Origin of the sequence: Bradyrhizobium sp. CER78, from assembly GCF_029846235.1 — a bacterium.
Lineage (GTDB): Bacteria > Pseudomonadota > Alphaproteobacteria > Rhizobiales > Xanthobacteraceae > Bradyrhizobium.
The window spans coordinates 132,792-158,205 of record NZ_JARVWP010000008.1 but is presented as its reverse complement, the minus strand read 5'-3'; the positions used below and the strand labels follow the sequence as shown (position 1 = coordinate 158,205).

Here is a 25,414-nt window from a genome sequence, read left to right as displayed (position 1 = left end):
GCGTCAGGCGCTCGCCCACGCTGCCGCTCGCTGCGCAAACCGGCTGGCCGGGCGCGGCAATCCAAGATGGTCGCGCAGGGTGGTGCCGGCGTAGTCCCGGCGGAAGAGTCCGCGCCGCTGCAGGATCGGCACCACGTTGTCGACGAAGACTTCCAGTCCCGTCGGCAGCACGTCCGGCATCAGGTTGAAACCGTCGGCGGCGCCGGCGTTGAACCAGGCCTCGATGTCGTCGGCGATCAGTTCCGGCGTGCCGACAATGATGCGATGGCCGACACCGCCGCCGAGCGCGTGCAGCAATTGTCGGACGGTGAGATTGCCGCGACGGGCAAGCGCCACCGTGCCTTTGAACATGGTGTGGTTCGCATTGGCCGGCAGCGGGAGATCGGGCAGGGGCTTGTCAAGCTCGAGGATGGCTGGATCGACCTGCAAAGTGCCGGCAAGTCGGGCAAGGCTGTATTCGATCGGAACCAGCTCCCAGAGCTCATCCTGCCGCCGCTTGGCCTCAGTCTCGGTGCTGCCAATGACCGTGGCAAGCCCAGGGAGGATGACGATGGAATCGGCGGGCCGACCATAGGCGGCGGCGCGCGTGCGCAGATCGCGTGCATAGGCCGCGCCTTCGTCGATGGTCTGCGCCAGCGTGAACACGGCTTCGGCCTGCGCGGCGGCGAGGTCGCGGCCATCGCTGGAGCCGCCGGCCTGGACCGTCACCGGGCGTCCCTGCGGCGAGCGCGGGACGTTGAGCGGGCCGGCGACGCTGTAGTGCGTGCCGCGGTGCGCGATCGGATGCACCTTCGATGTGTCGACAAATCGCGCGGTCGCCTTATCACCGACAAAGGCGTCATCCTCCCAGCTGTCCCACAGCGCATGCACGACCTCGGCGAACTCCTGGGCGCGGTCGTAGCGCGCCTTGTGCTCGAGCACGTTGGCGAGACCGAAATTACGGCTGGCGGTGGCGTCGGCGGTGGTCACCGCATTCCAGCCGGCACGGCCGCCGCTTGCCAGATCGAGCGTCGCGAAGCGGCGGGCGATATTGTAGGGCTCGTTATAGGTCGTCGACGCGGTTGCGATCAGGCCGATATGAGTCGTTGCCGCGGCGATGCTGGCCAGCACGATCGTCGGCTCCATCGACATGAACGAGCGGTAGTCGATTCGGTCGGTGATCGCAGGCGTATCGGCCAGGAAGATTGCATCGAGCTTGCCGCGCTCGGCGATCTGCGCGACCCGCACGTAGTGGCCGACGTCGAAGCAGGCGCGCGGATCGCTTTCCGGTAGCCGCCAGGCCGACGCATAGACGCCGGAATGCAGCAGATTGACGTTGAGATGAAGCTGACGGTCGGACATGGCTGCCACGCAGTGAGATGAGATGTCTTTTCGAAATATCGCCTGTCGCGCGAGAAGGGAACGAACGGCTGGCACGTGCAGACAAAAAGAAATACCCGCCTCCGCTGCGCGGTTCGTCGGACAAAACACGTGTGCCTCTCCGGCGTTAAACGAAACGTCCTCCGCGCCGGTGCATGATTATTCTTCTTCTGACCGCGGCAGGGGAAGCTTCGTCCAAGTCCATGCAAATATCTGAAATTGCCAGAGGCGCACGCACGCGTAACGATGTTGCTGCGGCGCGTTGTGAGCGATCGGTGTCGCCTGGAGACTAGAACGATGACAATCCACGGACGCGCCGAACTGCGAACCTCGCCGGATGGCGCGGTCGAATTCGACGCTGACGTCCTGGTGATCGGCGGCGGACCGGCGGGCACCTGGGCGGCGGTGAGCGCCGCGGAGCGCGGCGCGCGCGTTGTACTCGCCGACAAGGGATTTTGCGGCACGTCGGGCGCCACCGCAGCCGCAGGCACGGGCGTCTGGTATGTCGATCCCGACCCGGCACTGCGCGAGGCCGCGATGGCCAATCGCGAAAAGATGGGCGGGTACCTGCAGGATCGCCGCTGGATGGCGCGCGTGCTCGACCAGACCTTTGAGGACAGCAATCGGTTAGCGGCCTGGGGCTACCCATACCCCGTCGACGACAGCGGCAAGTCGCAGCGCAATTCGCTGCAAGGGCCGGAATATATGCGCCTGATGCGCAAGCGCACCAAGCAGGCCGGCGTCACCATTCTGGATCACAGCCCCGCGTTGGAGCTGCTGGTGGACGACGATGGCGCGGTTGCGGGCGCCAGCGGCGTGCGCCGCCAGAAGCACGATGGCTGGACCGTGCGAGCCAGCGCTGTCGTGATCGCGACTGGCGGCTGCGCTTTCCTGAGCAAGACGCTGGGCTCGAACGTGCTGACCGGCGATGGCTATCTGATGGCCGCGGAGGTCGGCGCCGAATTCAGCAGCATGGAGTTCTCCAATCCCTATGCGATCTCGCCGGCATTCGGCTCGGTGACCAAGACGCTGTTCTATGGCTGGGCGACCTTCAGTTACGAGGACGGCAGCGTGGTTCCCGGTGCGGCATCCAAGGGCGGGCGATCGGCGATCGCGCGCGCATTGCTGCAAGGTCCGGTCTATGCCCGTCTCGACAAAGCCGATGTCGACGTTCAGCGGCACATGCGCGCGTCGCAGCCGAATTTCTTCCTGCCGTTCGATCGCACCGGCATTGATCCCTTCAGCGAGCGCTTCCCCGTCACCTTGCGACTCGAAGGCACCGTGCGCGGCACCGGAGGCCTTCGCATTGTCGACGACAGCTGCGCCACCAGTGTGCCGGGGCTCTACGCCGCCGGCGATGCGGCTACGCGCGAATTGATCTGCGGCGGCTTCACCGGCGGTGGCAGCCACAACGCCGCCTGGGCGATGTCATCGGGGACCTGGGCCGGTTGGGGCGCGGCGGGCTATGCCCGGCAGCTTGGCCCGGCACGGCGACGACACCTGGCCTCCGCCGGGACGGTCGCCTTCCGAAGCCGGTCGCGCCGCCCGTTTGAGCCGGCCGCGCTGGCGAAGGCGGTTCAGGACGAGGTCTATCCGTATGAGCTGAATTACTTCCGGCACGCGTCGCGCCTCGAGGGCGCACTGGCGCGGCTCGATGCGGCGTGGACGGATGCATCGGCGGCCGACGCAGCGAGCAAGGACGATGTGCTGCGCGCCCGCGAGAGCGCGGCCATGCTGGCGACGTCGCGCTGGATGTATCGCAGCGCGCTGGCGCGTCACGAGAGCCGCGGCATGCATCGCCGCGACGATCATCCCGATCAGGACGACCGGCTGCGCCATTATTTGACGAGCGGTGGCCTGGACGAGGTCTGGACTGCGGTCCGGCCGCATGCCGACATCAGCTACGCCGAGGCTGCGGAATGATCGAGGTGATCGATGCCGAACGCTGCACGTCCTGCGACATCTGCGTGAATGTCTGCCCGACCAATGTCTTCGACAAGACGGATGGAATTCCAGTGATCGCCCGCCAGAGCGATTGCCAGACCTGCTTTCTTTGCGAGCTCTATTGTCCCGAGGATGCGCTTTACGTCTCGCCCCATGCAGATACCCCTTGTCCGACCGACATAGTCGCGCTACGGCAGACCGCCGTATTGGGCAGCTACCGCCGCGCGGTCGGCTGGACCGACGAGACGCGCGATCTCCGCGGCATCGACCGCAGCTATCTGCTCTTTGGTCATTGAGTCCGGGCTGTACCCGGCGACCGAAGCCATTTCCCAATTGGACCGACCGAATGAACGTACATCAATCCCTGACGACGGCGCAGCCTATCGCGCCGCTGCCGTCGATATCGCTCGCATCGGATGCAAGCGATGCCATGATCCGCTTCGAGGGCGTCTCGAAGGTCTATCCGGCCTATCGTGACAAGCCGAGCGTGCATGCCTTGCAGGCGATCGATTTCGCGATCGCGCGCGGCTCGATCACCGGTGTGATCGGACGTTCCGGTGCCGGCAAGTCGAGCCTGGTCCGCCTCATCAACGGGCTCGAGAAGCCGTCGACCGGCCGCGTCGTCGTCGACGGCCGCGAGATCTCAGCGCTGGCCGGCCGCGAGCTGCGCCTGGCGCAGCGCTCGATCGGCATGATCTTCCAGCATTTCAACCTGCTGTCGTCGCGGACGGCGGCGGACAATATCGCGCTGCCGCTCGAGATCGCTGGCTGGTCCAGGGCCGACATTGCGGTTCGCGTGGAGGAATTGCTCGCGCTCGTCGGCATCGCCGACAAGTCCGACCGCTATCCCTCCGAGCTGTCCGGCGGCCAGAAGCAGCGCATCGGCATTGCGCGCGCGCTCGCGACGCGGCCGAACGTGCTGCTGTCCGATGAGGCGACCTCGGCACTCGATCCGCAGACCACGCGCGCGATCCTGGATCTTTTGGCCAACATCAATCGCGAGCTCGGTGTCACGATCGTATTGATCACACATGAGATGTCGGTGGTCCGCCAGCTCGCCAAGGAGGTTGCGGTGATCGACGGCGGCCATGTCGTCGAACGCGGCCGTGTCGCCGACATCTTCACGCATCCCCGGCATCCGGTCACGCAGGCGTTCCTATCCGAGGCGATCGGCGACAGCGTTCCGGTGTCGCTGGCGAGCCGGCTGTCGCCACAGCCGGTTGCCGGCGGCAAGGCGGTGCTCCGCGTCCAGGTGCGAGGCACCGAGGCCGGCGACACAGTGGTGGCGCGGGTGTCGCGCGAGCTGTCCCATGACGTGGCGCTGCTGTCGGCCCGGATCGACGAGATCGGCGGCCAGCATGTCGGCTCCTTGATCCTGGGCATTCCCGGCGGCGAAGCTGCGGCGAAACAGGCCCTGGCCTATCTTTCTCAGCATGACATTCTGGTGGAGCGTCTCGGCTATGTCGCGTGAACTCATCAACCTGATCGTTCAGGCCACCGGCCAGAGCCTGTTCATGGTCTCTGTCGCGGCCCTGGTCGCGACTATATTGGGCCTGCCGCTCGGAATCTTCCTTGCCACCAGCCGGAAAGGCGAGTTGTTCGCTGCGCCGCCGGCCAACGGCATTCTCGGCGTGATCGTCAATGCCGCGCGCTCGACGCCGTTCATCATCCTCGTGGTCGCGATCATCCCCTTTACGCGCCTGATCGCCGGCACCTCGATCGGTTCGGGCGCGGCGATCGTGCCGCTCACCATCGCCGCGACGCCATTCATCGCCCGCCTGGTCGAGGCGGCGATCCGCGAGGTCGATGCCGGCCTGATCGAGACGGCATCCTCGTTCGGCGCGAGCCCGCTGCAGATCGTGTTCAAGGTCCTGATCCCGGAGGCATTGCCGGGCCTGGTGCTCGCCTTGACGCTCGCGGTCGTCAGCTTGCTCGGTTACTCCGCGATGGTCGGGGCGGTCGGCGGGGGAGGTCTCGGCGATCTCGGCATCCGCTACGGCTATCAGCGTTTCATGCCTGAGATGATGCTGGCCGTCGTCGTCGTTCTGATCGCGCTGGTGCAGACCGTGCAGACCGCCGGTGACTATCTGGCGCGCCGCGTCAATCGTCGCTTGCGCAATCGCTGATCCCAAAGCCATTTCTATTCCATGGAGACCAAGATGTTGTTTCGATCCTTTGTCGCGCTCACGAGCATTGTTGCGGTCTGGTCGACCGCTGCTGCGGCTGAAACGATCAAGATCGGCGTGACGCCCGGGCCGCATGCGCAGATCCTCGAGGCCGTGAAGCCGATCGCGGCCAAGAGCGGGCTCGATCTCCAGCTCATCGAGTTCTCGGACTATGTCGTGCCCAACGCCGCGCTCGACGCCGGCGACATCCAGGCCAATTCGTTTCAGAACCAGCCCTATTTGGACAACCAGAAGGCCGATCGCGGCTACAAGATCGAGCAGGTGGGGCTGACGGTCAATTTTCCGATCGGCATCTATTCACGCAAGCACAAGAGTTGGGCCGACCTGCCTGAGGGAGCCAAGGTCTCGATTCCGAACGATCCCACCAACGGCGGCCGGGCGCTGCTCCTGCTGCGCGACAAGGGAGCGATCAAGCTGAAGAACGATGTTGGGTTCAAGCCGACCGTCATCGACATCACTGACAACCCCAAGAGGCTGAAATTCGTCGAGGTCGACGCCGCCCAGGCCCCCCGCGCGCTCGACGATGTCGATGCGGCGGTCATCAACACGAACTACGCGACGCAGGCCGGCCTCGATCCGGTCAAGGATCCGATCCTGCGCGAAGATCCGAAGGGGCCGTACGTCAATCTGATCGCGGTTCGCTCCGCCGACAAGGACAAGCCGTGGGTCAAGATCCTGGTCGATAGCTACCACACGCCCGAGGTCAAGGAATTCGTCCTCACGAAGTTCAAGGGCGCGGTGTTGCCGAGCTGGTAATCGCCGATCCAACTATCGAGGATAGATTGATGCGTATCCTGATGACCGCACTTGCCGTCGCAGCGCTCTTGACCGGCGCGGCAACGGCCGACACCATCCGGGTCGGCGTCACGGCCGGGCCCCATGCCGAGATCCTTGACGTCGTGAAGAAGGTGGCCGCCGGCCACGGGCTCGACGTCAAGGTGGTCGAATTCACCGACTACGTGATCCCGAATCAGGCGCTCGCGCTCGGGGATCTCGAGTCCAATTCGTTCCAGCACGAGCCCTATCTGAAGAACCAGCTGTCCAAGACCGGCTGGAAGATCGCCAAGGTCGCCAATACGATTGCCTCGCCGCAGGGCGTCTACTCCCTGAAGTACAAGAAGCTGGCCGATCTTCCGGACGGCGCACGGGTGGCGATCGCCAACGATCCGTCCAACGGTGCGCGCGGGCTGATGATCCTGGCGCTGCACGGCGTGATCAAGCTGAAGGATCCGAACAACGTCGCCTCGACCATCGCCGATATCACCGACAATCCGAAGCATCTGCGCTTCGTCGAGCTCGATGCCGCGCAGCTGCCACGGTCGCTGCAGGACGTCGATCTGGTCTCGATCAACAACAATTATGCGGTTCAGGCTGGGCTCAATCCTGCCACCGACGCGATTGCCCGTGAGGCGGCCGATGGCCCGTGGGTCAACATCCTTGCCGTCCGCGACGAAGACAAGGACAAGCCCTGGGTCAAGCAGTTGATCGACGCCTATCACTCCGACGAGGTGAAGGCGTTCCTCGAGAAGCGCTTCAAAGGCACCTATATCGCGACCTGGTGATGGGCGCTGCGCGTCCATACCGCGAGGGATCGCAAGCTATTCTATTCGGCGGCGTCAGCATGCGTTGTCGAGGGGACGCGGCGGAAACCGGCGCCGGGATGCGTGGCGTCGAGATAGGGCCCGCGTCCGGGAAACAGCTTTTCGCGCAGCGTGCCTTCGCGATAGGCCGTCTTGTAGACCCCGCGTGACTGCAGTTCCGGCACGACCAGGTCGACGAACGACGTCAGCGATTCCGGCGCAACCAGGCGGAACAGGTTGAAGCCATCGACATCGGTTTCATCGACCCAGGTGATCAGCTCGTCCGCCACATCCTGCGGCGAGCCGACCACGAACGGGGAGCGCGCGCCGACCCGGCTCAGGGTCGCGAGATCGCCGACCTTGACCGGCCGGTCGCTGCGCAACGTGAAATTCTCCACCATCGACTGGATCGCGTTGCTCTCGACATATTGCACCGCCTGGTCCGGGCGATATTTCGAGAAATCGATGCCGGTCCATCCCGAGAGCAAGGCAAGCTGGCCGGCCTGATCGACATGCTCTGCGTACTCCACGAGCAAATCGTTGGCCTCGGCACGCGTCGGTGCGACGACCACGGTCGCGCCGGCGAACAGGCGGATGTCATAGGGATCGCGTCCGAATTCCCGGGCAGCCTCCCTGATCTCGCGCACGGCGCGGGCCAGGATCGGTTTGGTCTGGCCGTTAAGGAAGATCGCCTCCGCATGCCGGGCCGCGAAGGCGCGGCCCCGCTTTGAGGTTCCTGCCTGATAGAGCAGCGGCGTGCGCTGTGGCGACGGCTCGGCGAGGTGGATGCCGTCGATCTGGTAGTGACGTCCCTGATGCCGCACGGGATGGATTCTGGCCGGATCGGTGAAGATCCGCGCCGCGCGATCGCGGCGGACGGCGCCGTCCTCCCAGCTGCCTTCCCACAGCTTGTAGCTCGCCGTGAGAAACTCTTCCGCCGCCTCATAGCGCTCATCATGCGCGCGATTGGCGGCAAGGCCCATGCCGCGGGCACCGCTGTCGAGATAGCCGGTGACGATGTTCCAGCCGATCCGGCCACGCGAGAGGTGATCGAGGGTCGAGAAACGGCGGGCGAGCTGGTAAGGATGTTCGTAGGTAAGGTTGGACGTGATGCCGAAGCCGAGATGCTTTGTCGCGTGTGCCATGGCGGAGACGAGCAGGGTCGGCTCGGCGTTTGGCAGTTGAACGGCGTGACGCAGCGCGGTTTCGGGGCTGTCGCCGTAGACGTCATAGATGCCGAACACGTCAGCCAGGAAGATGCCGTCGAGCAGGCCGCGTTCGGCCGTCCGGGCATAGTTCACCCAATAGTCGAGCGTGTTGTAGTCGAGTGAGGTGTCGCGCGGATGCGACCACAGGCCCGCCCAGTTGTGGCTCGGCGCCATCATGTTGAACGCGTTGAAACGAAGCTCTTTCGGTCTGGTCATCGCGCGATTTCCGGCAGTTGGGGACTGCAAGTCATTTAGCACGCCACCTGTGCGGCTTTATTTTCTATTATGCGTGGCTGGATCAAGATCGTGCTCCGTCTCTCGTCCGGCGCAGCAGGGATTGGTTTGTTCGACATTGCCGCATCGTCCACAATGGTCGGCATGTCCGGCATCGCGCGCTGATTTGCGAATGCGATCGGCCGGAGCAATAACGTGCGGCGGATCCGCCGAGCGCAGGGCGCAGCGAAACAAATGCAACGCGAGCGGGGCACGCGCTGAAAAATTCGCGACGTGATCAGACGTGCCGCCAGCACGCGCATCGCTATTTTCTCCGACGCCTCGACAGCCGCAAGCGCTGCTGCGCATCATTCGTTGCGTTTGATGCTGATCACCGGATTGCAGGAGATTTGGAAATGCCGATCGAAACCAAGAATGTCGAGACGCTCGCCTTGCACGGCGGTTCATATCGGTCGGACCCGGCGACGGGAGCCGTGGCGGTTCCGATCTATCAGACGACATCCTATCAATTCGAGAGCACCGATCACGCATCACGGCTGTTCGCGTTGGAGGCGCTCGGCCAGATCTATACCAGGATCAAGAACCCGACGGCCGACGCGTTCGAGGAGCGCCTGGCTGCGCTGGAGGGCGGCGTGGCGGCGCTGGCAGTAGCGTCGGGCCAGTCGGCGACGGCTTACGCGATCTTCAACATCGCGCAGGCCGGCGACAACATCGTCTCGTCGACCGATCTCTATGGCGGCACCTGGACGCTGCTGTCGCAGACGCTGAAGCAGTTCGGCATCGAGGTCCGCTTCGTCGATCCGGCCGATCCGGAGAATTTCCGCCGTGCCACCGACGCGAAGACCCGAGCTTACTTCGCCGAGACCTTGCCGAACCCCAAGCTCAACGTGTTCCCGATCCGAGAGGTTGCGGATATCGGGCGTTCACTCGGCGTGCCGCTCATTCTCGACAACACGGCAGTGCCGCTGATCGCGCGCCCGTTCGATCATGGCGCGGCGATCGTGGTCTATTCCACTACGAAATATATCGGCGGCCATGGCACCTCGATCGGCGGTGCGATCATCGACGGTGGCAATTTCGATTGGGCGGCGCATGCCGAGCGGTTCCCGCTGCTGACGCAGCCGGACGATGCGTATCATGGCGCGATCTGGACCGAAGCCGCCAAGCCGCTGGGCCCGATCGCCTACATCCTGCGTGCACGCGTCAAGCTGCTGCGCGATCTCGGCGCCGCGATCGCTCCGCAAAACGCGTTCCAGTTCATCCAGGGGCTGGAGACCCTGCCGCTGCGGCTGCGCCAGCACAATGAGAACGCGATCAAGGTCGCGAACTTCCTGGCACGGCATCCCTCCATCTCGCATGTGATCTTCCCCGGTCAGCAAAGCGGGGAAAACCGGCGCCGTGCGGATCTCTACCTCAAGGGTGGCTATGGGGCGCTGGTCGGTTTCGAGCTGAAGGACGGCGTCGAGGCCGGCCGTCGCTTCATCGATGCGCTGAAACTGTTCTATCACGTCGCCAATATCGGCGATGCGCGGTCGCTGGCGATCCACCCGGCGTCGACCACCCATCAGCAACTCAGCGCCGAGGAGCAGCTCGCGGCGGGCGTGACGCCCGGTTACATCAGGCTTTCGGTCGGCATCGAGCATCCCGACGACATCCTCGCCGACCTCACCCAGGCATTGGCCCAGGCGGAGGCCGGCGGCAGCAGCCGCAAGGCGGCCTGATCGATCCCCGAAGACGGAGTTGAAACCGAGACCATGAAGACATTGTTGCGCCTAGTGCAGGCGGCCGGCGTGCTGCTTGCCATGACTGCGGTCGCTGTTGCCGACGAGCCTCTCAAGATCGCGACCAGCGCCGGACCGGTCGGTCAGCTAGCAGCGTTTGCCGCCAAGATCGCCAAGGACAAGGGCCAGGACGTCAAGATCGTCGAGCTGTCGGATTGGGTCGCGCTGAATGAGGTGGTGAACAGCGGTGACGTCGACGCCAATCTGTTCCAGCACGGAACGTATCTCGCGATCCAGAACAAGCAGCGCGGCTTCAACCTGGTCCAGGTCGACAAGGTCGGCGTGATCGCGCCGGTCGGGCTGTTTTCGAAGAAGATCAAGTCGCTCGACGAGATCAAGTCCGGCGACAGCGTTGCGATCCCGAACGAGCCGCTGAACGGCGCGCGGGGCCTGATCCTGCTCGAACGCGCCGGGCTGATCAAGCTGGCGCCGGGCAAGGGCTTTTCGGTGAGCCGGTTCGACATCATCGAGAACCCGAAGAACCTGAAGATCGTCGAGCTCGATCCGGCGCAGACCTACCGATCGCTCGACGACGTGACGTTGGCGCTGGTCAACATCACCTATCTGATTCCAGCCGGCGGCGATCCGAAATCGGCACTGGTCATCGACCGCACCGTGGACGACGGGTTGGTCCTGCGGTTCACGGCGAGGCCGGACAAGAAGGATGATCCCCGCCTGAAAGCGTTCATCCAGGTCTTCAATTCGCCCGAGGTCAAGAAATTTATCGAGGAGAAGCTGCCGGCGTTCATTCCCGCTGGCTTCAGCAGCTAGACATTCGAGAGTTCACGGCGGGTAGGGAGCTGCCCTGTTTCTTCTCGGGAGAGCAGGGCAGCGAGCTCGGCACATTGATTTCGGATGTCGGGGATTGCGATGATTTCCCAGAAGGTAGCGCGAGTCAACGGTCCCACCGCGAACAGGCGCTCGGAGGGGACGCCTTCACTGTCGACGATTGCGCAACTGGGATGAATCTCGATGCCGATGCGGAGCGGATCGACGCACGCCAGTCCCCGTTCGAACAGGCTACGTACCGCCGAATTGGGCGTGGCGGTAGGATCCTTTACGATTCCCGTGCAATCAACCACGGCGCCGACTTGCAGATGGTGTGTCTCGGCAGCCCCGCGCCGTCGGTAGGTCACCTTGGCGCCGTCGCGGTTAGGCTCGATCTTGATTACTTTCGCTGCCATAAGGTTTAGCTGCCCGCTGAATAGAGCCGCAGTGATGCGGGACTCCAATTCCGGTGCCATCCGGTGCCGATGAACGTCCCACCAGGCGCGCGCATGCTCGAGGAAGCGGCGTTTGGATGAGAGCGGGAGTTCGTGCCAAAGCCGCTGCGTGTAGGGCCGGAGGCCATCAATGACACCGCGCCAGTCGCCGCCCTGCGCAGCATGCTGAGCAACACGCGCGCGGATCCAACTCAGCAGGGTGGCGATGCTTGCGCCGAAAGGAACCTCGGCTTCCGCGATGCGCATCGAATCGACCCGGCGGTGCGGTCTGGCGAGCAAGCCCCGCCTCGACGTCGCGATGATCGGCCCACGGTGCCCGTCACGTAGCAAGGACAGGACATAGTCGACCATTGTGAGCCCTGTTCCGAGGATCAGGACGGCGGCGTTGACGTCGATTGGTGCAGCCGATGGCGGCGTCCATGGATCCACGCGCCCTGGACTGCTGGCGCGCATATCGTGTCCGGTGGCGAGAACGATGGTATCGCCGACAATGCGGCGGCCGTCCTCAAGCGCGGCGACCGCCTCATCCGGGCCACTACTCACATCGATGCACCTACTGTGAACGATCGTAAGGCGTTGCTCGTCTGCACAATCCGACGCACCGCGATCGAGCAGGCTCGCGATGTAATCGCCGTAGACCCGTCGGGGAACGAAGCAATAGGGATCAGGACATATCGGTATGCCGTCCTGCCGCGAAACCAGCCAACGCCAGAAGTGATCCGGCTGATCCGGCAACGCGCTCATATTGGCAGCTCGGACATTGAGCAAATGATCCGGATTTCCGGTGTGGTAAGCGATACCGCGGCCGATATCCGGACGTTGCTCAATCAGCGTGACACGGAGGCTGCACGACGAACGGTGCAGCAGCTGATAGGTTAGCAAGACACCACTGGCGCCTCCGCCGACAATGATGACATGCCGTCCACCCGGACCCGTCATGATGCTCCTCCATCGACCAGTCGATTGCACGAGACGAGCGCAACACCAAGGATCAAGGCCACGAAAGGTAGACAGGCGGCAACGGCGACGGGGTCGTCCGCATGTTATTGGGCTGATCGAAGCGACAGATTCGATCCAAACAGGCTCGCTCGTCCGCCGCAGCTAGCCATGCGGTCCGAACAGGAACAGTTCGTCGAGGTCACGCTGATCGTGGTTTGCCGCGCGTGCAACCCGTCTGCGCCATCGCCGTACGCGCCAAGCCATACGACTGAGAGTGTAAGCCCAGGAGAATGGCGAGCGCATGGAAGCTCCTTGAAACAGCCGTGATCAGATAAGCCTATCACGTCTTTGTTCGACGTGAACGCAAGCCGTGATGGACAGTCCCACTTTGCAATCATTGGATAGCGTGGGATCGGCTTTGCGGAATACTCGTTTCGTGGAGGTCGACAGGGAGGCAAATTCATTCTCCCGGATTGTGATCAGTAATGATCCGCTGACCCTCGGCGGTACACACATCTTGCGATGAAGCGCCGTTGCTACCGGAAGCGGCGGTGTTGTTCGCACGAGGCGTTATTGACGGCAATCCCGTTCCGCCGGGTATTCGCAAGCACCAGATTGCGCTGCTTAGGATCACCTCTGCGAACGTACGATGACAACTTGATGCGCGACATGCGAAGCCGCATGCCGCATCGCTGCGTCTCGGCGGCGACCGGCGTCTGTTGTTGTTGATCGGACCTCAATCTCCGAGCATTCGGCATACAGACGGGACCGCCGGATCGGCCGCAACCATTCTTAAGCCTACCTTGGCAGCTGAACACGAACACGGGAGCGCAAGATATCTCAGGGAAGCGGCCAGATCCCTCAGCTCCCAGTCTTGAAAAAAAACCTCAAGTTCTCACCAGCACTTAGCGGTTTCGATAGTCGGTCCCCTGCAAGCGATTGAAACATCGCTCTTATTTCAGGAGCCACAGGAGCGTAATCTGATCGCTCGACCCAAAAACGGCGCCGGACTTAAAAAATCTCTGAGTGGCAGTGAGGCCGGTCCGCGTACTGAATAGCGCTGAGGAATTACCCACCCCCACCCCTCGTCGGCCTTCAAAGTGTGAGGTGGGCTTTTTGTATTTAATTCCACGATTTTGCGGGTGAACCAGAGAAGCCGGTCGGCAGAGATCAAATTCTAGAGTTCTGACCACCCCCACTCCGACCGTGTGGGAGGCCTATAGATCCGGCGGATGGTGCGTCGGACCGCGGAATCAACGCTGCCGAACAACTCAAGCCGGCCGCTTGGCCACCTCCGCGCCATAGCGCGCTCGGGCATCTTCGACGGCCTGCGCCTGTGCCGCCGCGAGGCTTTCGCGGACCTCCTTGGCGCGGCGCGCTGCATCAAGCGTCGCCTGCGCGTGGCCCTGGAACTGCGGCATGACCTCGCGTGCGATCAGTTCGTAGCTGCGCATTGTTGCTGAAGGATTGGCCCAGTTGTGCGCCAGCAGGAGATAGGCGCCGAAGCCGCCGTTTGATTGTTGCCACAACCGCTCGATCTGGGCGGCGCACGCGTCCGGCGTCCCGATAGCACCAAGGCCTGAGCCGTTGATGAACTCGATCATTTCGGCAACCGAGTTGCCGACCACCGCCATTTGGGGGAATGCAGCGACCTGCTGGAAGTAGCGGAACCAATGCTCGATGCCGTATTCCACCTCGCGATATGCCTGCTCTTTGGTTTCCGCCATGTGGCACAAGCCAACAAGTCGCCACTTGCTGCGGTCAGCGGTCTTGCCATGGGCCTTCGCCTCGGCCGTCAGCACATCCCAGTGCAGCGCAAGCGCATCAAAGCCGGCGGCGGTGGTGGCGCCCACCGACAGCATACCTAGGCCATATCGGCCGGCAAGCTTGGCGCCGGTAGGGGACGCTACGGCAGCGACGGCAACGTCGAAGAGTGGGTTGGAGTAAGGCCGCAGGTGCAACCGCGCCTCGCGCAGGTCCCAGCGCTCGTTTTTGAAAGTGACCGGTTCGTCGCTGGTCAAAAGCTTGGTGATGATGGCAACGCCATCTTCGAGCAGCCCACGTGTCTGACTCTGCTGCAGCCCGATCATGGCGCCGTCGGTGGGAAGCGAGCCAGGGCCGAGGCCGAGCATCGCACGCCCGCGCGTCAAATGGTCAAGGAGGACGATGCGCTCAGCGACCCACAGCGGGTTGTGATACGAGACGCTGGTCACCCCGGTGCCGAGTTTGATGTGACGCGTGCGCTCTGCCGCCGTCGCTATCATGATTTCCGGAGAGGCGGAGAGCTCCGTGCCAGCGGAATGATGTTCGCCGAGCCAAGCCTCATCATAGCCGCAGCGATCCAGCCATTGAATGAGATCGAGATCGCTCTGCAATGCGAGCGTTGGGTTGATGCCGGGCTTATGGAAGGGCGCGAGAAAAATGCCGAAGCGCAGGCGCTGGCTCATTGAGAGGTTCCTCCGCCTTTATGATGGGGCCTTCGTTGGCCTCCTGATCTGAATCAAGCTGCCGCTTGATCCGCCGCTCCCTGACAGCGGATTGGATCGACACGATAACCGCTCCCTGCAGCGTTGTCATCCGGGTCAAAAGCGGCGGTCGCGGGCCGTTCGCCAGACTACAGACCAATCTGCCGCGCAAAGCCTCTGGGCCGCCCGGTGCTAGATTGTCCGCCCGATTGACAGCGACGGCGACACTACATGCTGAGCGTATGTGTCTCGAACACAGTTTCCTGCGGCGGCCCGCCAATCCCCCTGCGATGCCTTGCTTCAAGCGCGGCATGAAGATCTCTTCTTGCAACCATTCCCAACTCGCCTTCGTGTCGTGCACCGCAATAACAGTCCAACCACCCGGCGCGGGCCCGGCGGTGTGTGGAAGATCTGACCCGCCGGGAGCCCGCCCGAGCTCGGATGTACCGCGGCAATCGACTTCGGATACTGATCTTTCGTGCCGCCGGGAAAGTAGTGGTGAGTGGTCTTCGACATAAGTTGTTGCGCCGTCGGGAACAAAGTTCCCGTCAGGCGTGTTACCGAAGTCCAGCCAGAGTACAACACTTGAGGCGCTGGGGGTCGTTCCCGATTGAGCGGTTGAGCGAGATGATAGCTTCAAGTGACGGGTGCTTCCGCAACGCAAGTTCCCACCGCGTTCCCGGCGGCCCCAGTGCGTGGTCATGCAACCGGTTAAGGACATTGCATGGCGCTTGAACGGGTGGATCGCGACAGCTCCGGGTTTGTGAGTCCGCAACTCGGCCTCGCATTTGCTGCTCGCCATGCCGAGACGTTGCTCGTGCTCCTTGTGCTCGGCGTGGCCCTAATCATCGGGCTTGCGACCGCCGCGGACTACGGGCTGTCGACCGACGAATTCAACACCGACGAGTACGGCCCCAAGGCGCTTGCCTGGTACACGAGCTCTTTTGCGGACCGGTCTCAGTTCGAGACGGTCGAAGAGTATCTGTGGATGTATGGACCCTGGTTTCAGATGCTCGTCGCGGCGGTGCAGTCGCTTGCGATCGCGAGCCCGATCACGGTCCGGCACGCGATGACCTTTCTGGTCGGTCTCGCTGGGCTCGCCGCTGTCGTGCCGATCGCACGGCTCACGGTCGGGTCCTGGGCTGGGTTGACGGCGCTCACCCTGTGCCTGCTGACCGGCTACCTCTACGGCAACCTGTTCTTCGCCCCGATCGACGTGCCGTTCCTGTTCGCCATGAGCTGGTCGACCCTCGCGATCGTCCTGATGGTACGGCAGGCGGCGCCTAGCTGGCGTCTGACCCTTGTGACAGGCCTTGCCACCGGTCTCGCCATCGCAACGCGCACCGGCGGGGTAATCACGCACGTCTACCTCGTCGGCGGCATGAGCCTGTGCGCACTCGAGGCGGTGCTGCGCCATGGCCGCGCGGGCTATGGCCAATTGCTTCAGATCGCCTTGCATACGCTGCTCGTCATCCTCATCGCCTGGCTGACGGCGGTTGCGCTCTGGCCGTGGTTGCAGATTGGAAATCCGCTCACGCAATTCCTCGAGGCCTATCGGCACTTTGGTACGCTCGACACGTCGTTCGAATTCCAGAACTGGGGCCGGCTCACGTTCACCGATAACGTGCCCGCCTGGTACATCCCGGGACAGCTCGCGGCGCGTCTGCCGGAGGGCTCTCTGGCGTTGCTGTTGCTTGGCATGGCGGTCTGGATCGGTGCTGCAGGGTCGTGGATCCGTGCCACCTTCAGCGCCCTGCGTCGGTCCGGCGTCGCGGGACTGCGACCGGTCGCGGCCGAGCTCGCAGCAGCGCGCGCGGTGCTGGTCGTTAGTGTCGCGGCGTTCGGGCCTACCGCGGTGCTCGTCCTGCAAGGTTCGACGCTCTATGACGGTGTCCGCCACGTATTGTTCGTGATCCCGATGCTTGCCATCGTCGCCGCGCGCGGGCTCGCGAGCCTCTTGCCCTTCTTGCGGCGCCTCCCGATCGTGCCCGTGGCCCTCGGGATCGCGCACGCGGCCACCATCCTGGCGACGCTCATCATCCTGCATCCGCTTGAATATATCGCGATGAACGGTCTGGCAGGCGGCGTCCCGGGCGCTTACGGCCGCTTCGACCTCGACTATTGGAGCATGGCGGCTCCCGAGGCGCTGCGCCGCCTCGAGGCGCGAATTGACGCCGAAGGCCGGTTCGCGGGCGATTCACCGCGCGTGCTGCTCTGCCTGGCCTGGCGCGAGAATCTGGCCGGCGTGATGTTCCGTCGCAACTGGATTGCCGAAACACATCTGGATAAGGCCGACTACCTGATCGCCACCGAGCGCTGGCCTTGTGCCGATAGCACGACGGCCGTACTGGTTGACGAGGTCAAACGATTTGGCCGCCCCTTCGCCTGGATCTACGCCAATTCGTCGCGGGCTCGGTGAGTGACGCCTGCCTGCACAAACTTGCCCCGCACGACCTGGCAATGGCATCTACTTCTTCGCCTGCAATTCGATCGGGGGCGCCTCGGCCTTTCGGGCTAACGTGACCGGGCGACGTTCTCGCGGGCGGCCTGCCTCACGCCGGCTCTCCTTGGCGCGATCGATCGCCACGGCGCGCGTCAGCCGCGTGATCATGTCGAGCTGGAGCCGCAGCTTGAGATGCAAGTGGAGCATGATGAGCAGGCTGATCACGACCCAGGTGTAGACGATGAGGTCTGACCCGCGGCCGATTCCCGCGAAGGCGGCAAGCTCCGTGGCATGCTCCGGCACCCAGACGAAGTAGAGGCCGGCGAGCGCGGCGCCGCTCGCGAACAGCCCGATAATCGGCACCGTTCGATGCGCTGACCATGCGTAGACCAGAACCAACGCGAGAAGGACGGTCAGAAAGAGCTGTGCGATCATCGGTAGAGTCTCCGCGCGAACAGATCGATCAGGATGGTCAGAGCATCGGTGATGCGTTGACCCTTGCCTAACGAATAGGCGCTGTACTCGATGTTCACCGGCACCTCGACAAAGCGCAGGCGGCTCTGGGCGATCTGGTGCAGGATCTCGGACGCGTGTGCCATTCGGTTCTGTCGCAAGGAGATCGCGCGGGCGCCGCGCGCGGTCATCGCCCGTAGGCCATTGTGGGTATCGGTGACTGGCAGTCCGGTGCTCGCGCGCGTAAACCGGATCGCGGCGCCGAGCAAGATGCGGCGCAGCACCGGCAGATTTGCCGTCGCGCCGGCGAGAAATCGGCTGCCGAGCGCGAAATCGATCCCGGGCTGCTCGATGGCCGCGAGCAGCGCCGCGATGGCCGCGGGGGAATGCTGACCATCGGCGTCGAACGTGACGAGTGCATCCGCATGCTGCTCAAGGGCGAAGTCGATGCCGGTCTGTAGCGCGGCGCCCTGTCCGAGGTTGATCGGATGCCGGACCACGACCCCACCTGCGAGCAACGCGACGTCGCCGGTGCGGTCGGCGGAGCCGTCATCGACCACGATGACCGCGTATCCGGCGCGGCGAATGCCGGACACGACGCTGCCGACCACCGGTGCTTCATTGTACGCCGCGACAACAACCCAGGGATTGCGAATCCGGCCGGTCATGGGAAGCTCGTATCCGGACGTGGGGGCGCCTTGCTCAAGACCACGCGCATCGCGTCGAACAGGTTCACCGGAATGGCGAACCGGTTGCCGGTCGGGCTGGCCGCGATCTTGCGGCCGAGCATGCGACCGATTTGGAAGGTGATCAGCGAGAACGGCACGAATTTCCAGGGGTGATCGGAACTCTCTATGCGAAGACCGATCGAATCGGCCAGAGACGCGATGCTGTCGCGGTTGAAGAACCAGAGGTGCTGCGGCGGCGTCATCAGGCGCCAGTGCGCGCCGGTCGATCGCGCTGCCAAGGAACCGAAGTCTCCGGTCGTCAGCACGATGATTCCGTCCGGCCGGAGATGGTCCGCAAGTAGCGCGAGGGCTTCCCTCGGCTCGGGCAGATGCTCGACGACATCGAGGAGGACGATGACATCCAGGGTGCCAAGCGACTTGAGAGTCGCTTCGCTCAGCGGGCCGCGCACGACGTTCAAGCCGAGATCGCCAGCATGCGCTGCAGCCGCTTCTGCGGGCTCGATGCCGCTCACCTCAAATCCAGCGCGGCGCGCTTCATCGAGAAAGAAGCCATAGGCGCAGCCGATCTCGAGCAAGAAGCCCTGTGCCTTGCGGCGCTGGATGAACTCGACCGTGCGGGCGAACTCGCGCCGTAGCACGGGTTCGGCGCCGAGATAGTCGGCGTAGCCGTCGGACTGACGGCCGGAAAAGTAGCCGTCGTCATAATAGGCGAGGGGGTCGAAGCTCGATGTCTCGGTGCGTCCCAGTCCGCAGTCAGGACATTGCAGGATGTCGCAACCGTTCTTGACGTAAAGAAGCCGATGCAGCGTCGCGCGACTGCACGCGGGGCATTCAAGCGTAACCGCAGGTCGGTCGTTGCGCATCAGCACATGCGTTCCGCCCAATGGCGTTCTTCAGTCGGAAAAACGCATCCGAAGCCGAACTGTTCCGCTCGGCGAACGGCCACGGGGAGCTGTGACGCCGGAGCCGCCGGGCGCCAGCGTCTCCGCAGTGCCAGCTGAGGCTGATGTTGAGCAGCTTGGCCGCGTTGTGGTCAAAGACGCCGGCGCGCTGCTCGTCCGTGAGCTCCGGCGCTTCGTGACGTGCTCGATCGGATCGAGGGTATGGCGCGCTCCTGGCTTCCTCGCCTTGCTCCATCTGCACTCAATGGCTTGGGCGCAGTCTGGAATTAGAGAACAATTTCAATCGCATAAGAGTTCGCAGTTCTATTCTGAACGGCGCGCCAAATCCGCGCCATTCCATAGCCTTGTCCGAAGCGGCCTCGTCGCGGGAGCGTGATTTCGCGCGGGCTGCTTTGCACTCCGTGGAATCCCGGTCCCAATCAGGCGGGCGGACGCCCCTGCTTTCCGCTATGATTGCGGCCATGACGATCGGGATTACCGGACCCGAACGGAAGGCACCACGACAAGGTGGCGTGGTCAGGCTCATCCTTGCGGCCATTGTCATTGTGATCTGCTTGATCCTGCTCGCGCTCGCGAGCGATTTCCTGGTCGACTGGCTGTGGTTTTCGTCGGTCGGCTATTTGCAGGTGTTCTGGACAACAATCGGCGCCAAAGCCGCCGTCTTTGCAGCGGTCTGGACGGGAACGGCCCTCATCCTGGGAATGAACGGCTGGCTCGCGCTGGGTTTAGCCGGCAAGGGGTCGACACGGGTTGCGGTGGCTTCCGTCTGGCAGGTCGCGGGCAGCGCGCCGCCGAATCCGTTTGCGCAGTTGTTCGATCGACTGCCGTGGCCCGCGATCGTCGCAGGCGGGGCAGCTTTGCTCGCGCTGCTCGTCGCGGCGGCCGAAGTCGGCTATTGGGGCATCTTCCTGAGGTATCTCTATCAGGCGCCCTATGGCGCAGAGGATCCGCTCTTCAACAAGGACCTCGGCTTCTACCTGTTCTCGCTGCCCGCCTATGTCCTGATCAAGAACTGGATGCTGGTCATCCTGGCTCTGTGCGCGGTCTTCGCCGCAACAATCTATTGGGCTCGCGGCGATATCGAATACGACGTTCATCGCCGGTCGATGTCGCCCATGGCGATTGCCCACGGTTCGGCATTGCTCGGTCTTCTCTTCGCGGTGAAGGCCTGGTCCTACGCTCTCGACCGCTATCTGCTGCTCTACGGCGACAACGGCGTCGTCGTAGGCGCAAGCTACACCGATGTCCATGTGGGGTTGCCGGCCCTGTGGCTCATGATCGCCCTCTCGATCATCGCGGCGCTCGTCGCGTGGGCAAACGTGCGGGCGCGCGGCTACCGGCTTCCGGCGGCGGCGGTCGTGCTCGTTGCCATCGGCACCCTGGCATTGTCCGGCGTAATCCCCGCGCTGTTCCGGCAATTCTTCGTCAGACCAAGCGAGCTGGAGCTGGAGAAGCCCTACATCGAACGCAATATCGCTCTCACCCGGCAGGCGTACGATCTCGATAAGATCGTAGCCAAGCCCTTTGCCGCCGAGCAGAAGCTTACCTTCAAGACGCTCGACGCCAACAAGGCGACAATCGACAATATCAGGCTGTGGGACTGGCTGCCCTTGTCGGATACCTACGCGCAGTTGCAGGAGATCCGCACCTACTACAAATTCCATGATCTCGACGTTGATCGCTACTGGCTCAACGATTCCTACCAGAGCGTGATGCTTTCGGCGCGCGAGCTGCGCTCCTCGCTGTTGCCGCCAAATGCGCAGACATGGGTCAACCGCCACGTGCTGTTCACCCACGGCAATGGCGCGGTGATGAGCCCAGTCACCCGCAAGAGCACTGAGGGACTGCCGCTGTTCTATTTGCGGGACATTCCGCCGGTTGCGGACGGAGGCCCCGGGATTGTCGAGCCGCGCATCTACTACGGCGAAGAGAGCGACGACTACGTCATCGTCAAGGGAAGTGCGCCGGAGTTTGATTATCCGAAGGGCAAAGACAACGTCTATGCGGAGTATGAGGGCGCTGGCGGCATTCCGATCGGCTCAGCGGCGTGGCGAACCCTGTTCGCGTACTACTTCAACGACCCGAACCTCTTGCTCTCCAGCTACATCACGCCGGAGAGCCGGATCATGATCCGGCGCAATATTCGGGAGCGGGTACCCGCGATCGCGCCGTTCCTCAGGCTCGATCATGATCCCTATCTGGTTATCAGCGGCGGCCGGATGTTCTGGATACAGGACGCGTATACGACGAGTTCCTATTTTCCGTCGACGCCGCCTGCGCAGGATTTCGATCTCAACTACATCAGGAATTCGGTGAAGGTTGTCATCGATGCCTATCACGGGACCGTCGATTTCTATTTGATGGATCCCAAGGACCCGATTGCCGCGACCTACGCGCGCATCTTTCCGCACTTGTTCAAGCCGTTCGCGGCGATGCCCGCGGATTTGCAGAAGCACATTCGATATCCGGAGGATCTGTTCCTGATCCAGGCGCGGCTGTTCCAGACCTACCACATGGAGGCCGCCGAAGTGTTCTACAATCGCGAGGATCTCTGGCAATTCCCGCGCCAGCCGGGCAGCGGCGGCGGCACCTCGGTGATGAGCCCTTACTACATTATCATGCGGCTGCCGGGCGAGGCGCGGGCCGAGTTCTTCCTCATGGTTCCGATGGTGCCGAGCCGCCGTGACAACATGATCGCGTGGCTGGCGGCGCGTTGTGACGCGCCCGACTACGGCAGGCTGATCGTGTACGAATTCCCGAAGGATAAGCTCGTCTACGGGCCGTTCCAGATCGAGGCGCGGATCAATCAGAACACGGAGATATCGCAACAGCTGACATTGTGGAATCAGATGGGCTCGCGGGTGATACGTGGGGCGAACCTGCTGGCTATACCGATCGAGAATTCGATCCTTTACGTGTCGCCGCTCTATTTGCGTGCGGAGTACGGGCACCTGCCGGAGCTGAAACGCGTGATCGCGGCCTATGGCGAACATGTGGTGATGAAGGAGACGCTCGGCGAGGCCTTGTCTGCGCTGTTCGTCGAGCCTGGCGCGGCGCGACCGGTCTCGAGCACGAATGAGGAAATGCCTGTCACAGGCCCGTCGACGAGCCAGGCAAGGGAGGCGCTCGATCGCTACAATCAGGCCGTTGAACGATTGCGGTCCGGCGACTGGAAGGGCTTTGGCACACAGTTCGATGCAATGCGCGAGCTTTTGGAGCAGATGAACCGACGTTCCACCGGCCATTAGCCGCACTAAGTTTGGGCTCAGCTCAAGATCGTATCGCGAATTCAATCACATAAGAGGGGATGATCCTCCAGTCGCGCGCTGCCGCTTCGCATTCACCGCCGCACATTTGTCTGCGGTGAGCGTAGTTGCGGCTTGGTATCGCGATCTCGTTAGTCTCGTTTCGCAGGAATGCGCTATCGCCTCGCGGTTACCGTCGTCGATGTCTTGGGTGTCGCATCGCTGGCGCGGTACTAAGTCGGTCCCGGAGGATTCAGGTTCCGGGCCGCGGCGTCGGTGCGCCGCAATGATGGGAGACCTACGTGAAGAGGAGTGGCTCAAGAGCTTTGCAGACGCTATGGGATAGTCGGAGTTCACTTGGGATAATGATGTCAGCATCTCATGCTGTTTCGGTGGCGTTTCTGGTTCGGCGGCCTTTTCTCCCTGGGCATGTTCTGGGCTTGCGGGGTATCAGCACAAACCGCTCAGCCGGCGAGCCAGGCGTGGTTCGACATTCCCTCGCAGCCGCTCGCTTCGGCGCTCGACGCCTATAGCAAGACGACGGGCGTGGTCATCGCCTATAATGGCAATCTCGCGGTCGGGCGGGTTTCCAACCCGGTGAAAGGCCAGTTCAATCCGCAGCAAGCCATTGTGCTTCTTCTGAAGGGCAGTGGACTGGTCGCGGACTACACGGCATCCGATGCCATCGTCGTCATTCCAGCGCCGGATGAAGCTTTTGTGACGCGGCCGCCATCGGCTATCGCGCAGGCGGCCTTGTCACAACAGAGCGCTATTGAACGGCGATATTCGGCGCTGCTACAGGAGCGGCTGAACAACGCCCTGTGCGCCCAGCGAGCGACAAGGCCCGGTACGTACCGGGCCGCAATCAGCTTCTGGATCGGGCCGTCCGGCAGTGTGACGAAGGTGAAGCTCTTGGGGACGACCGGCGATCCGCAACGGGATGCAGCGATCGCGGAGGCGGCGCGTCGCCTATCCGCAGGCGAAGCTCCTCCGGCGCAGATGACGCAACCCTTCACCATGGTTATCCTGCCCCGAGCGTCCGGTGGCACCGTCGACTGTCCGCCGGGTGAAGGCGGCCGACAAGATGAGTGAGGACGAGAGGCTCTCCAACTCCTCGGATCATGACCCGGCCGGGGACAATGAGAGCTCGCGAACGCTGCGGGCCCTGTTCGTCGAACGGTATCAGGACCTGAAGTCGCGCCTGGCACGTCGGCTGGGTTCCCTGGAGTGGGCGGAAGACGCGCTACAGGATACCTACCTGCGGCTGAACGGACGGGAGATCGTTGGCGACGTCCGCAATCCGGCCGCCTACCTGCTCCGGTCTGCGTTCCATGTCGCACTGAATCAGCGGCGCGCCGATAACCGGCGCCTCAACGCGGAAGAGGTCGAAGCGCTGCTCAATCTCGCGGACGATGCGCCCGATCCCATGCGCGTGATTTCCGGCCGTTCCGATCTCGAAATGCTCAAGCAAGTGATGGCCGAACTGCCGCCGCGTCCGCGGGCCATCCTGTTGGCCGCCAGGCTGGAAGGGCTCTCCCGGCAGGAGATCGCCGGGCGCTTCGGCGTTTCCGTGAGCCTGGTGGAGAAGGAATTGCGGAGGGCGCAGGAGCATTGCGTCGCCCGTTTCAAGAAAATTCGGCGTCCGGAGTAGAAAATTGTGCGGTTCGGGGCGTCAGGGAGTGTCTATGTTACGGGAGGGCCGCTGGTTCGCCCGCCGAGGATCGCGACCGCAGTCCTCATCATGACCGGCAACATACAATTTTGATGATTGATAGCGACCGACATCACGACGAGCTTTCCGTGCTGGAGCGCGAAGCCCATGCCTGGATTAGGCGGCTGACGTCCGGCGAGGCGAGAGCGGCTGACGCTGCGGCCTTGCAGCGGTGGTGTGGTCAAAGCCCGGCACATGCGGCCGCTTTTTCAGAGGCCAGCCAGTTCTGGAAGGCGTTCGGCCCTGCCGGCCAGAGCCTGCTGGAGGACGAGAGGGCGACGAGCCGCCGTTCGCGCGTCGGTGGCAGGTCCCCGATCATGAGCCGCCGCGTGGTGGTGGGAGGGGCGCTGGCGGCGGCAGCAACCGGGATCATGGTGGTGCGCCCTCCACTCGATTTGTGGCCGTCGCTGTTCGAACTGCGGGCTGACTACCGCACCGGCGTCGGCGAGCAACGTGAGGTGGCCGTGGTGGATGGCGTCGCGGTCCAGATGAATACGCGCACCAGCATCGCGCTGGGATCGGGAGCTGCGTCCGGCACGGTCGAGCTGATCGCGGGCGAGGCCTCCTTCAAGGTCGCCGACCGCGGAGCAGAGACGTTCAGCGTGATCGCGGCGAGTGGGAAGACCACTTCGGCGGGCGCACAGTTCGATGTGCGCGTTGACGGGGCAAGCGTCTGCGTCACGTGCCTCACGAACGAGGCCCGTGTCGAGTATCGGACGCAACAGGTCGTTCTCAAATCCAGGCAGCGTGTGACCTACAGCGATAGCGGGTTTGACGATGTCGTTGCGATCGACCCATCGATTGCGGCCGCCTGGCAGCAGGGCTTGATCATCTGCAACATGATGCCTTTGACGGACCTGATTCAGGAGCTGAACAGATATCGCTCTGGCCGCATCGTGCTGCTGAACGCGGAGTTCGGGCGCAATCCCGTCAACGGTCGTTTCAGGATAGATCGTCCCGACGAGGCCTTGGTGCAGATTGAGCGTGCCTTCGGCATTCGTGCCCGTACGTTGCCCGGCGGGCTCGTCTTGCTCTCCTAGAGCTTTTTGCTC

At 63.3% G+C, this 25,414-nt stretch carries 20 protein-coding genes; 13 read left to right on the top strand and 7 right to left on the bottom strand.

The genetic code is table 11. The features are described from left to right. Positions 1-3: 3 nt before the first annotated feature. A complete protein-coding gene (locus QDT69_RS19160; RefSeq protein ID WP_279708037.1) occupies positions 4-1,341 on the bottom strand; it encodes an LLM class flavin-dependent oxidoreductase in 1,338 nt (445 codons plus the stop codon). Between the two features lie 315 nt (positions 1,342-1,656). Between QDT69_RS19160 and QDT69_RS19155 the strand changes: the two genes are divergently transcribed. The 6 genes from QDT69_RS19155 to QDT69_RS19130 are packed head-to-tail and all read left to right on the top strand — an operon-like array spanning position 1,657 to position 7,051. Beyond that, the gene (locus QDT69_RS19155) at positions 1,657-3,282 is read left to right on the top strand and encodes an FAD-binding protein (protein WP_279708036.1); all 1,626 of its coding nucleotides are present in this window, start codon (positions 1,657-1,659) and stop codon (positions 3,280-3,282) included. Continuing rightward, positions 3,279-3,599: a ferredoxin family protein gene (locus QDT69_RS19150; RefSeq protein ID WP_279708035.1), complete on the top strand. Its 321-nt coding sequence runs from the start codon at positions 3,279-3,281 to the stop codon at positions 3,597-3,599. Before QDT69_RS19155 ends, QDT69_RS19150 begins: the two co-directional genes overlap by 4 nt. 50 nt (positions 3,600-3,649) lie before the next feature. Beyond that, positions 3,650-4,774 (top strand): methionine ABC transporter ATP-binding protein, encoded by a 1,125-nt coding sequence (locus QDT69_RS19145; protein WP_279708034.1) that lies wholly within the window; start codon positions 3,650-3,652, stop codon positions 4,772-4,774. Beyond that, positions 4,764-5,429: an ABC transporter permease gene (locus QDT69_RS19140; protein ID WP_279708033.1), complete on the top strand. Its 666-nt coding sequence runs from the start codon at positions 4,764-4,766 to the stop codon at positions 5,427-5,429. Before QDT69_RS19145 ends, QDT69_RS19140 begins: the two co-directional genes overlap by 11 nt. A gap of 21 nt (positions 5,430-5,450) precedes the next feature. Next, a complete protein-coding gene (locus tag QDT69_RS19135) occupies positions 5,451-6,245 on the top strand; it encodes a MetQ/NlpA family ABC transporter substrate-binding protein (RefSeq protein WP_279708032.1) in 795 nt (264 codons plus the stop codon). A gap of 29 nt (positions 6,246-6,274) precedes the next feature. After that, on the top strand, positions 6,275-7,051 hold the full coding sequence (locus QDT69_RS19130; protein ID WP_279708031.1) for a MetQ/NlpA family ABC transporter substrate-binding protein: 777 nt from the start codon (positions 6,275-6,277) through the stop codon (positions 7,049-7,051). Positions 7,052-7,092: 41 nt separating this feature from the next. Here QDT69_RS19130 and QDT69_RS19125 read toward each other — a convergent pair whose 3' ends face one another. Further along, the gene (locus QDT69_RS19125; protein ID WP_279708030.1) at positions 7,093-8,493 is read right to left on the bottom strand and encodes an LLM class flavin-dependent oxidoreductase; all 1,401 of its coding nucleotides are present in this window, start codon (positions 8,491-8,493) and stop codon (positions 7,093-7,095) included. Positions 8,494-8,906: 413 nt separating this feature from the next. Between QDT69_RS19125 and QDT69_RS19120 the strand changes: the two genes are divergently transcribed. Next, positions 8,907-10,232 (top strand): PLP-dependent transferase, encoded by a 1,326-nt coding sequence (locus QDT69_RS19120; RefSeq protein ID WP_279708029.1) that lies wholly within the window; start codon positions 8,907-8,909, stop codon positions 10,230-10,232. 33 nt (positions 10,233-10,265) lie between these two features. After that, positions 10,266-11,063: a MetQ/NlpA family ABC transporter substrate-binding protein gene (locus tag QDT69_RS19115; protein ID WP_279708028.1), complete on the top strand. Its 798-nt coding sequence runs from the start codon at positions 10,266-10,268 to the stop codon at positions 11,061-11,063. Here QDT69_RS19115 and QDT69_RS19110 read toward each other — a convergent pair. Continuing rightward, positions 11,060-12,454, bottom strand: a complete 1,395-nt coding sequence (locus QDT69_RS19110; RefSeq protein WP_279708027.1) for an FAD/NAD(P)-binding protein — start codon at positions 12,452-12,454, stop codon at positions 11,060-11,062. The genes QDT69_RS19115 and QDT69_RS19110 overlap by 4 nt on opposite strands. A gap of 1,271 nt (positions 12,455-13,725) precedes the next feature. Next, entirely contained in the window at positions 13,726-14,901 is a 1,176-nt protein-coding gene (locus tag QDT69_RS19105) for an LLM class flavin-dependent oxidoreductase (protein ID WP_279708026.1), read from the bottom strand. Positions 14,902-15,643: 742 nt separating this feature from the next. Here QDT69_RS19105 and QDT69_RS19100 point away from each other — a divergent pair. Beyond that, complete coding sequence (locus QDT69_RS19100) at positions 15,644-17,338, top strand: hypothetical protein (protein ID WP_279708025.1); 1,695 nt, start codon at positions 15,644-15,646, stop codon at positions 17,336-17,338. A gap of 48 nt (positions 17,339-17,386) precedes the next feature. Here the strand turns inward: QDT69_RS19100 and QDT69_RS19095 are convergent, their stop codons facing one another. Genes QDT69_RS19095 through QDT69_RS19085 form a run of 3 tightly spaced genes read right to left on the bottom strand, consistent with a single transcriptional unit; the run spans position 17,387 to position 19,367 of the window. Further along, positions 17,387-17,797, bottom strand: coding sequence for a DUF2304 domain-containing protein (locus QDT69_RS19095; protein WP_279708024.1), 411 nt, complete (start codon positions 17,795-17,797; stop codon positions 17,387-17,389). Next, complete coding sequence (locus tag QDT69_RS19090; protein ID WP_074130894.1) at positions 17,794-18,483, bottom strand: glycosyltransferase family 2 protein; 690 nt, start codon at positions 18,481-18,483, stop codon at positions 17,794-17,796. Before QDT69_RS19090 ends, QDT69_RS19095 begins: the two co-directional genes overlap by 4 nt. Further along, complete coding sequence (locus QDT69_RS19085) at positions 18,480-19,367, bottom strand: class I SAM-dependent methyltransferase (RefSeq protein ID WP_279708223.1); 888 nt, start codon at positions 19,365-19,367, stop codon at positions 18,480-18,482. The genes QDT69_RS19090 and QDT69_RS19085 overlap by 4 nt, the downstream gene beginning before the upstream one ends. A 500-nt stretch (positions 19,368-19,867) precedes the next feature. On the opposite strand from QDT69_RS19085, the gene QDT69_RS19080 reads away from it, so the two are divergent. From QDT69_RS19080 to QDT69_RS19065, 4 genes are all read left to right on the top strand, one after another. Then, positions 19,868-22,654 carry a UPF0182 family protein gene (locus QDT69_RS19080; protein WP_279708023.1) on the top strand — a complete coding sequence of 929 codons (2,787 nt, stop codon included), beginning with the start codon at positions 19,868-19,870 and terminating at the stop codon, positions 22,652-22,654. 378 nt (positions 22,655-23,032) lie between these two features. Then, positions 23,033-23,743 carry a TonB family protein gene (locus QDT69_RS19075; protein WP_279708022.1) on the top strand — a complete coding sequence of 237 codons (711 nt, stop codon included), beginning with the start codon at positions 23,033-23,035 and terminating at the stop codon, positions 23,741-23,743. After that, positions 23,736-24,302 carry an RNA polymerase sigma factor gene (locus QDT69_RS19070; RefSeq protein ID WP_279708021.1) on the top strand — a complete coding sequence of 189 codons (567 nt, stop codon included), beginning with the start codon at positions 23,736-23,738 and terminating at the stop codon, positions 24,300-24,302. The genes QDT69_RS19075 and QDT69_RS19070 overlap by 8 nt, the downstream gene beginning before the upstream one ends. Before the next feature lie 113 nt (positions 24,303-24,415). Further along, positions 24,416-25,402, top strand: a complete 987-nt coding sequence (locus QDT69_RS19065) for a FecR domain-containing protein (protein ID WP_279708020.1) — start codon at positions 24,416-24,418, stop codon at positions 25,400-25,402. Positions 25,403-25,414: the final 12 nt, after the last annotated feature.

Bases quoted from the DNA above. Each gene is read 5' to 3' on its own strand.
- QDT69_RS19160 (WP_279708037.1), bottom strand. From the start codon at position 1,341: ATGTCCGACCGTCAGCTTCATCTCAACGTCAATCTGCTGCATTCCGGC.
- QDT69_RS19155 (WP_279708036.1), top strand. From the start codon at position 1,657: ATGACAATCCACGGACGCGCCGAACTGCGAACCTCGCCGGATGGCGCG.
- QDT69_RS19150 (WP_279708035.1), top strand. From the start codon at position 3,279: ATGATCGAGGTGATCGATGCCGAACGCTGCACGTCCTGCGACATCTGC.
- QDT69_RS19145 (WP_279708034.1), top strand. From the start codon at position 3,650: ATGAACGTACATCAATCCCTGACGACGGCGCAGCCTATCGCGCCGCTG.
- QDT69_RS19140 (WP_279708033.1), top strand. From the start codon at position 4,764: ATGTCGCGTGAACTCATCAACCTGATCGTTCAGGCCACCGGCCAGAGC.
- QDT69_RS19135 (WP_279708032.1), top strand. From the start codon at position 5,451: ATGGAGACCAAGATGTTGTTTCGATCCTTTGTCGCGCTCACGAGCATT.
- QDT69_RS19130 (WP_279708031.1), top strand. From the start codon at position 6,275: ATGCGTATCCTGATGACCGCACTTGCCGTCGCAGCGCTCTTGACCGGC.
- QDT69_RS19125 (WP_279708030.1), bottom strand. From the start codon at position 8,493: ATGACCAGACCGAAAGAGCTTCGTTTCAACGCGTTCAACATGATGGCG.
- QDT69_RS19120 (WP_279708029.1), top strand. From the start codon at position 8,907: ATGCCGATCGAAACCAAGAATGTCGAGACGCTCGCCTTGCACGGCGGT.
- QDT69_RS19115 (WP_279708028.1), top strand. From the start codon at position 10,266: ATGAAGACATTGTTGCGCCTAGTGCAGGCGGCCGGCGTGCTGCTTGCC.
- QDT69_RS19110 (WP_279708027.1), bottom strand. From the start codon at position 12,454: ATGACGGGTCCGGGTGGACGGCATGTCATCATTGTCGGCGGAGGCGCC.
- QDT69_RS19105 (WP_279708026.1), bottom strand. From the start codon at position 14,901: ATGAGCCAGCGCCTGCGCTTCGGCATTTTTCTCGCGCCCTTCCATAAG.
- QDT69_RS19100 (WP_279708025.1), top strand. From the start codon at position 15,644: ATGGCGCTTGAACGGGTGGATCGCGACAGCTCCGGGTTTGTGAGTCCG.
- QDT69_RS19095 (WP_279708024.1), bottom strand. From the start codon at position 17,797: ATGATCGCACAGCTCTTTCTGACCGTCCTTCTCGCGTTGGTTCTGGTC.
- QDT69_RS19090 (WP_074130894.1), bottom strand. From the start codon at position 18,483: ATGACCGGCCGGATTCGCAATCCCTGGGTTGTTGTCGCGGCGTACAAT.
- QDT69_RS19085 (WP_279708223.1), bottom strand. From the start codon at position 19,367: ATGCGCAACGACCGACCTGCGGTTACGCTTGAATGCCCCGCGTGCAGT.
- QDT69_RS19080 (WP_279708023.1), top strand. From the start codon at position 19,868: ATGACGATCGGGATTACCGGACCCGAACGGAAGGCACCACGACAAGGT.
- QDT69_RS19075 (WP_279708022.1), top strand. From the start codon at position 23,033: ATGCTGTTTCGGTGGCGTTTCTGGTTCGGCGGCCTTTTCTCCCTGGGC.
- QDT69_RS19070 (WP_279708021.1), top strand. From the start codon at position 23,736: ATGAGTGAGGACGAGAGGCTCTCCAACTCCTCGGATCATGACCCGGCC.
- QDT69_RS19065 (WP_279708020.1), top strand. From the start codon at position 24,416: ATGATTGATAGCGACCGACATCACGACGAGCTTTCCGTGCTGGAGCGC.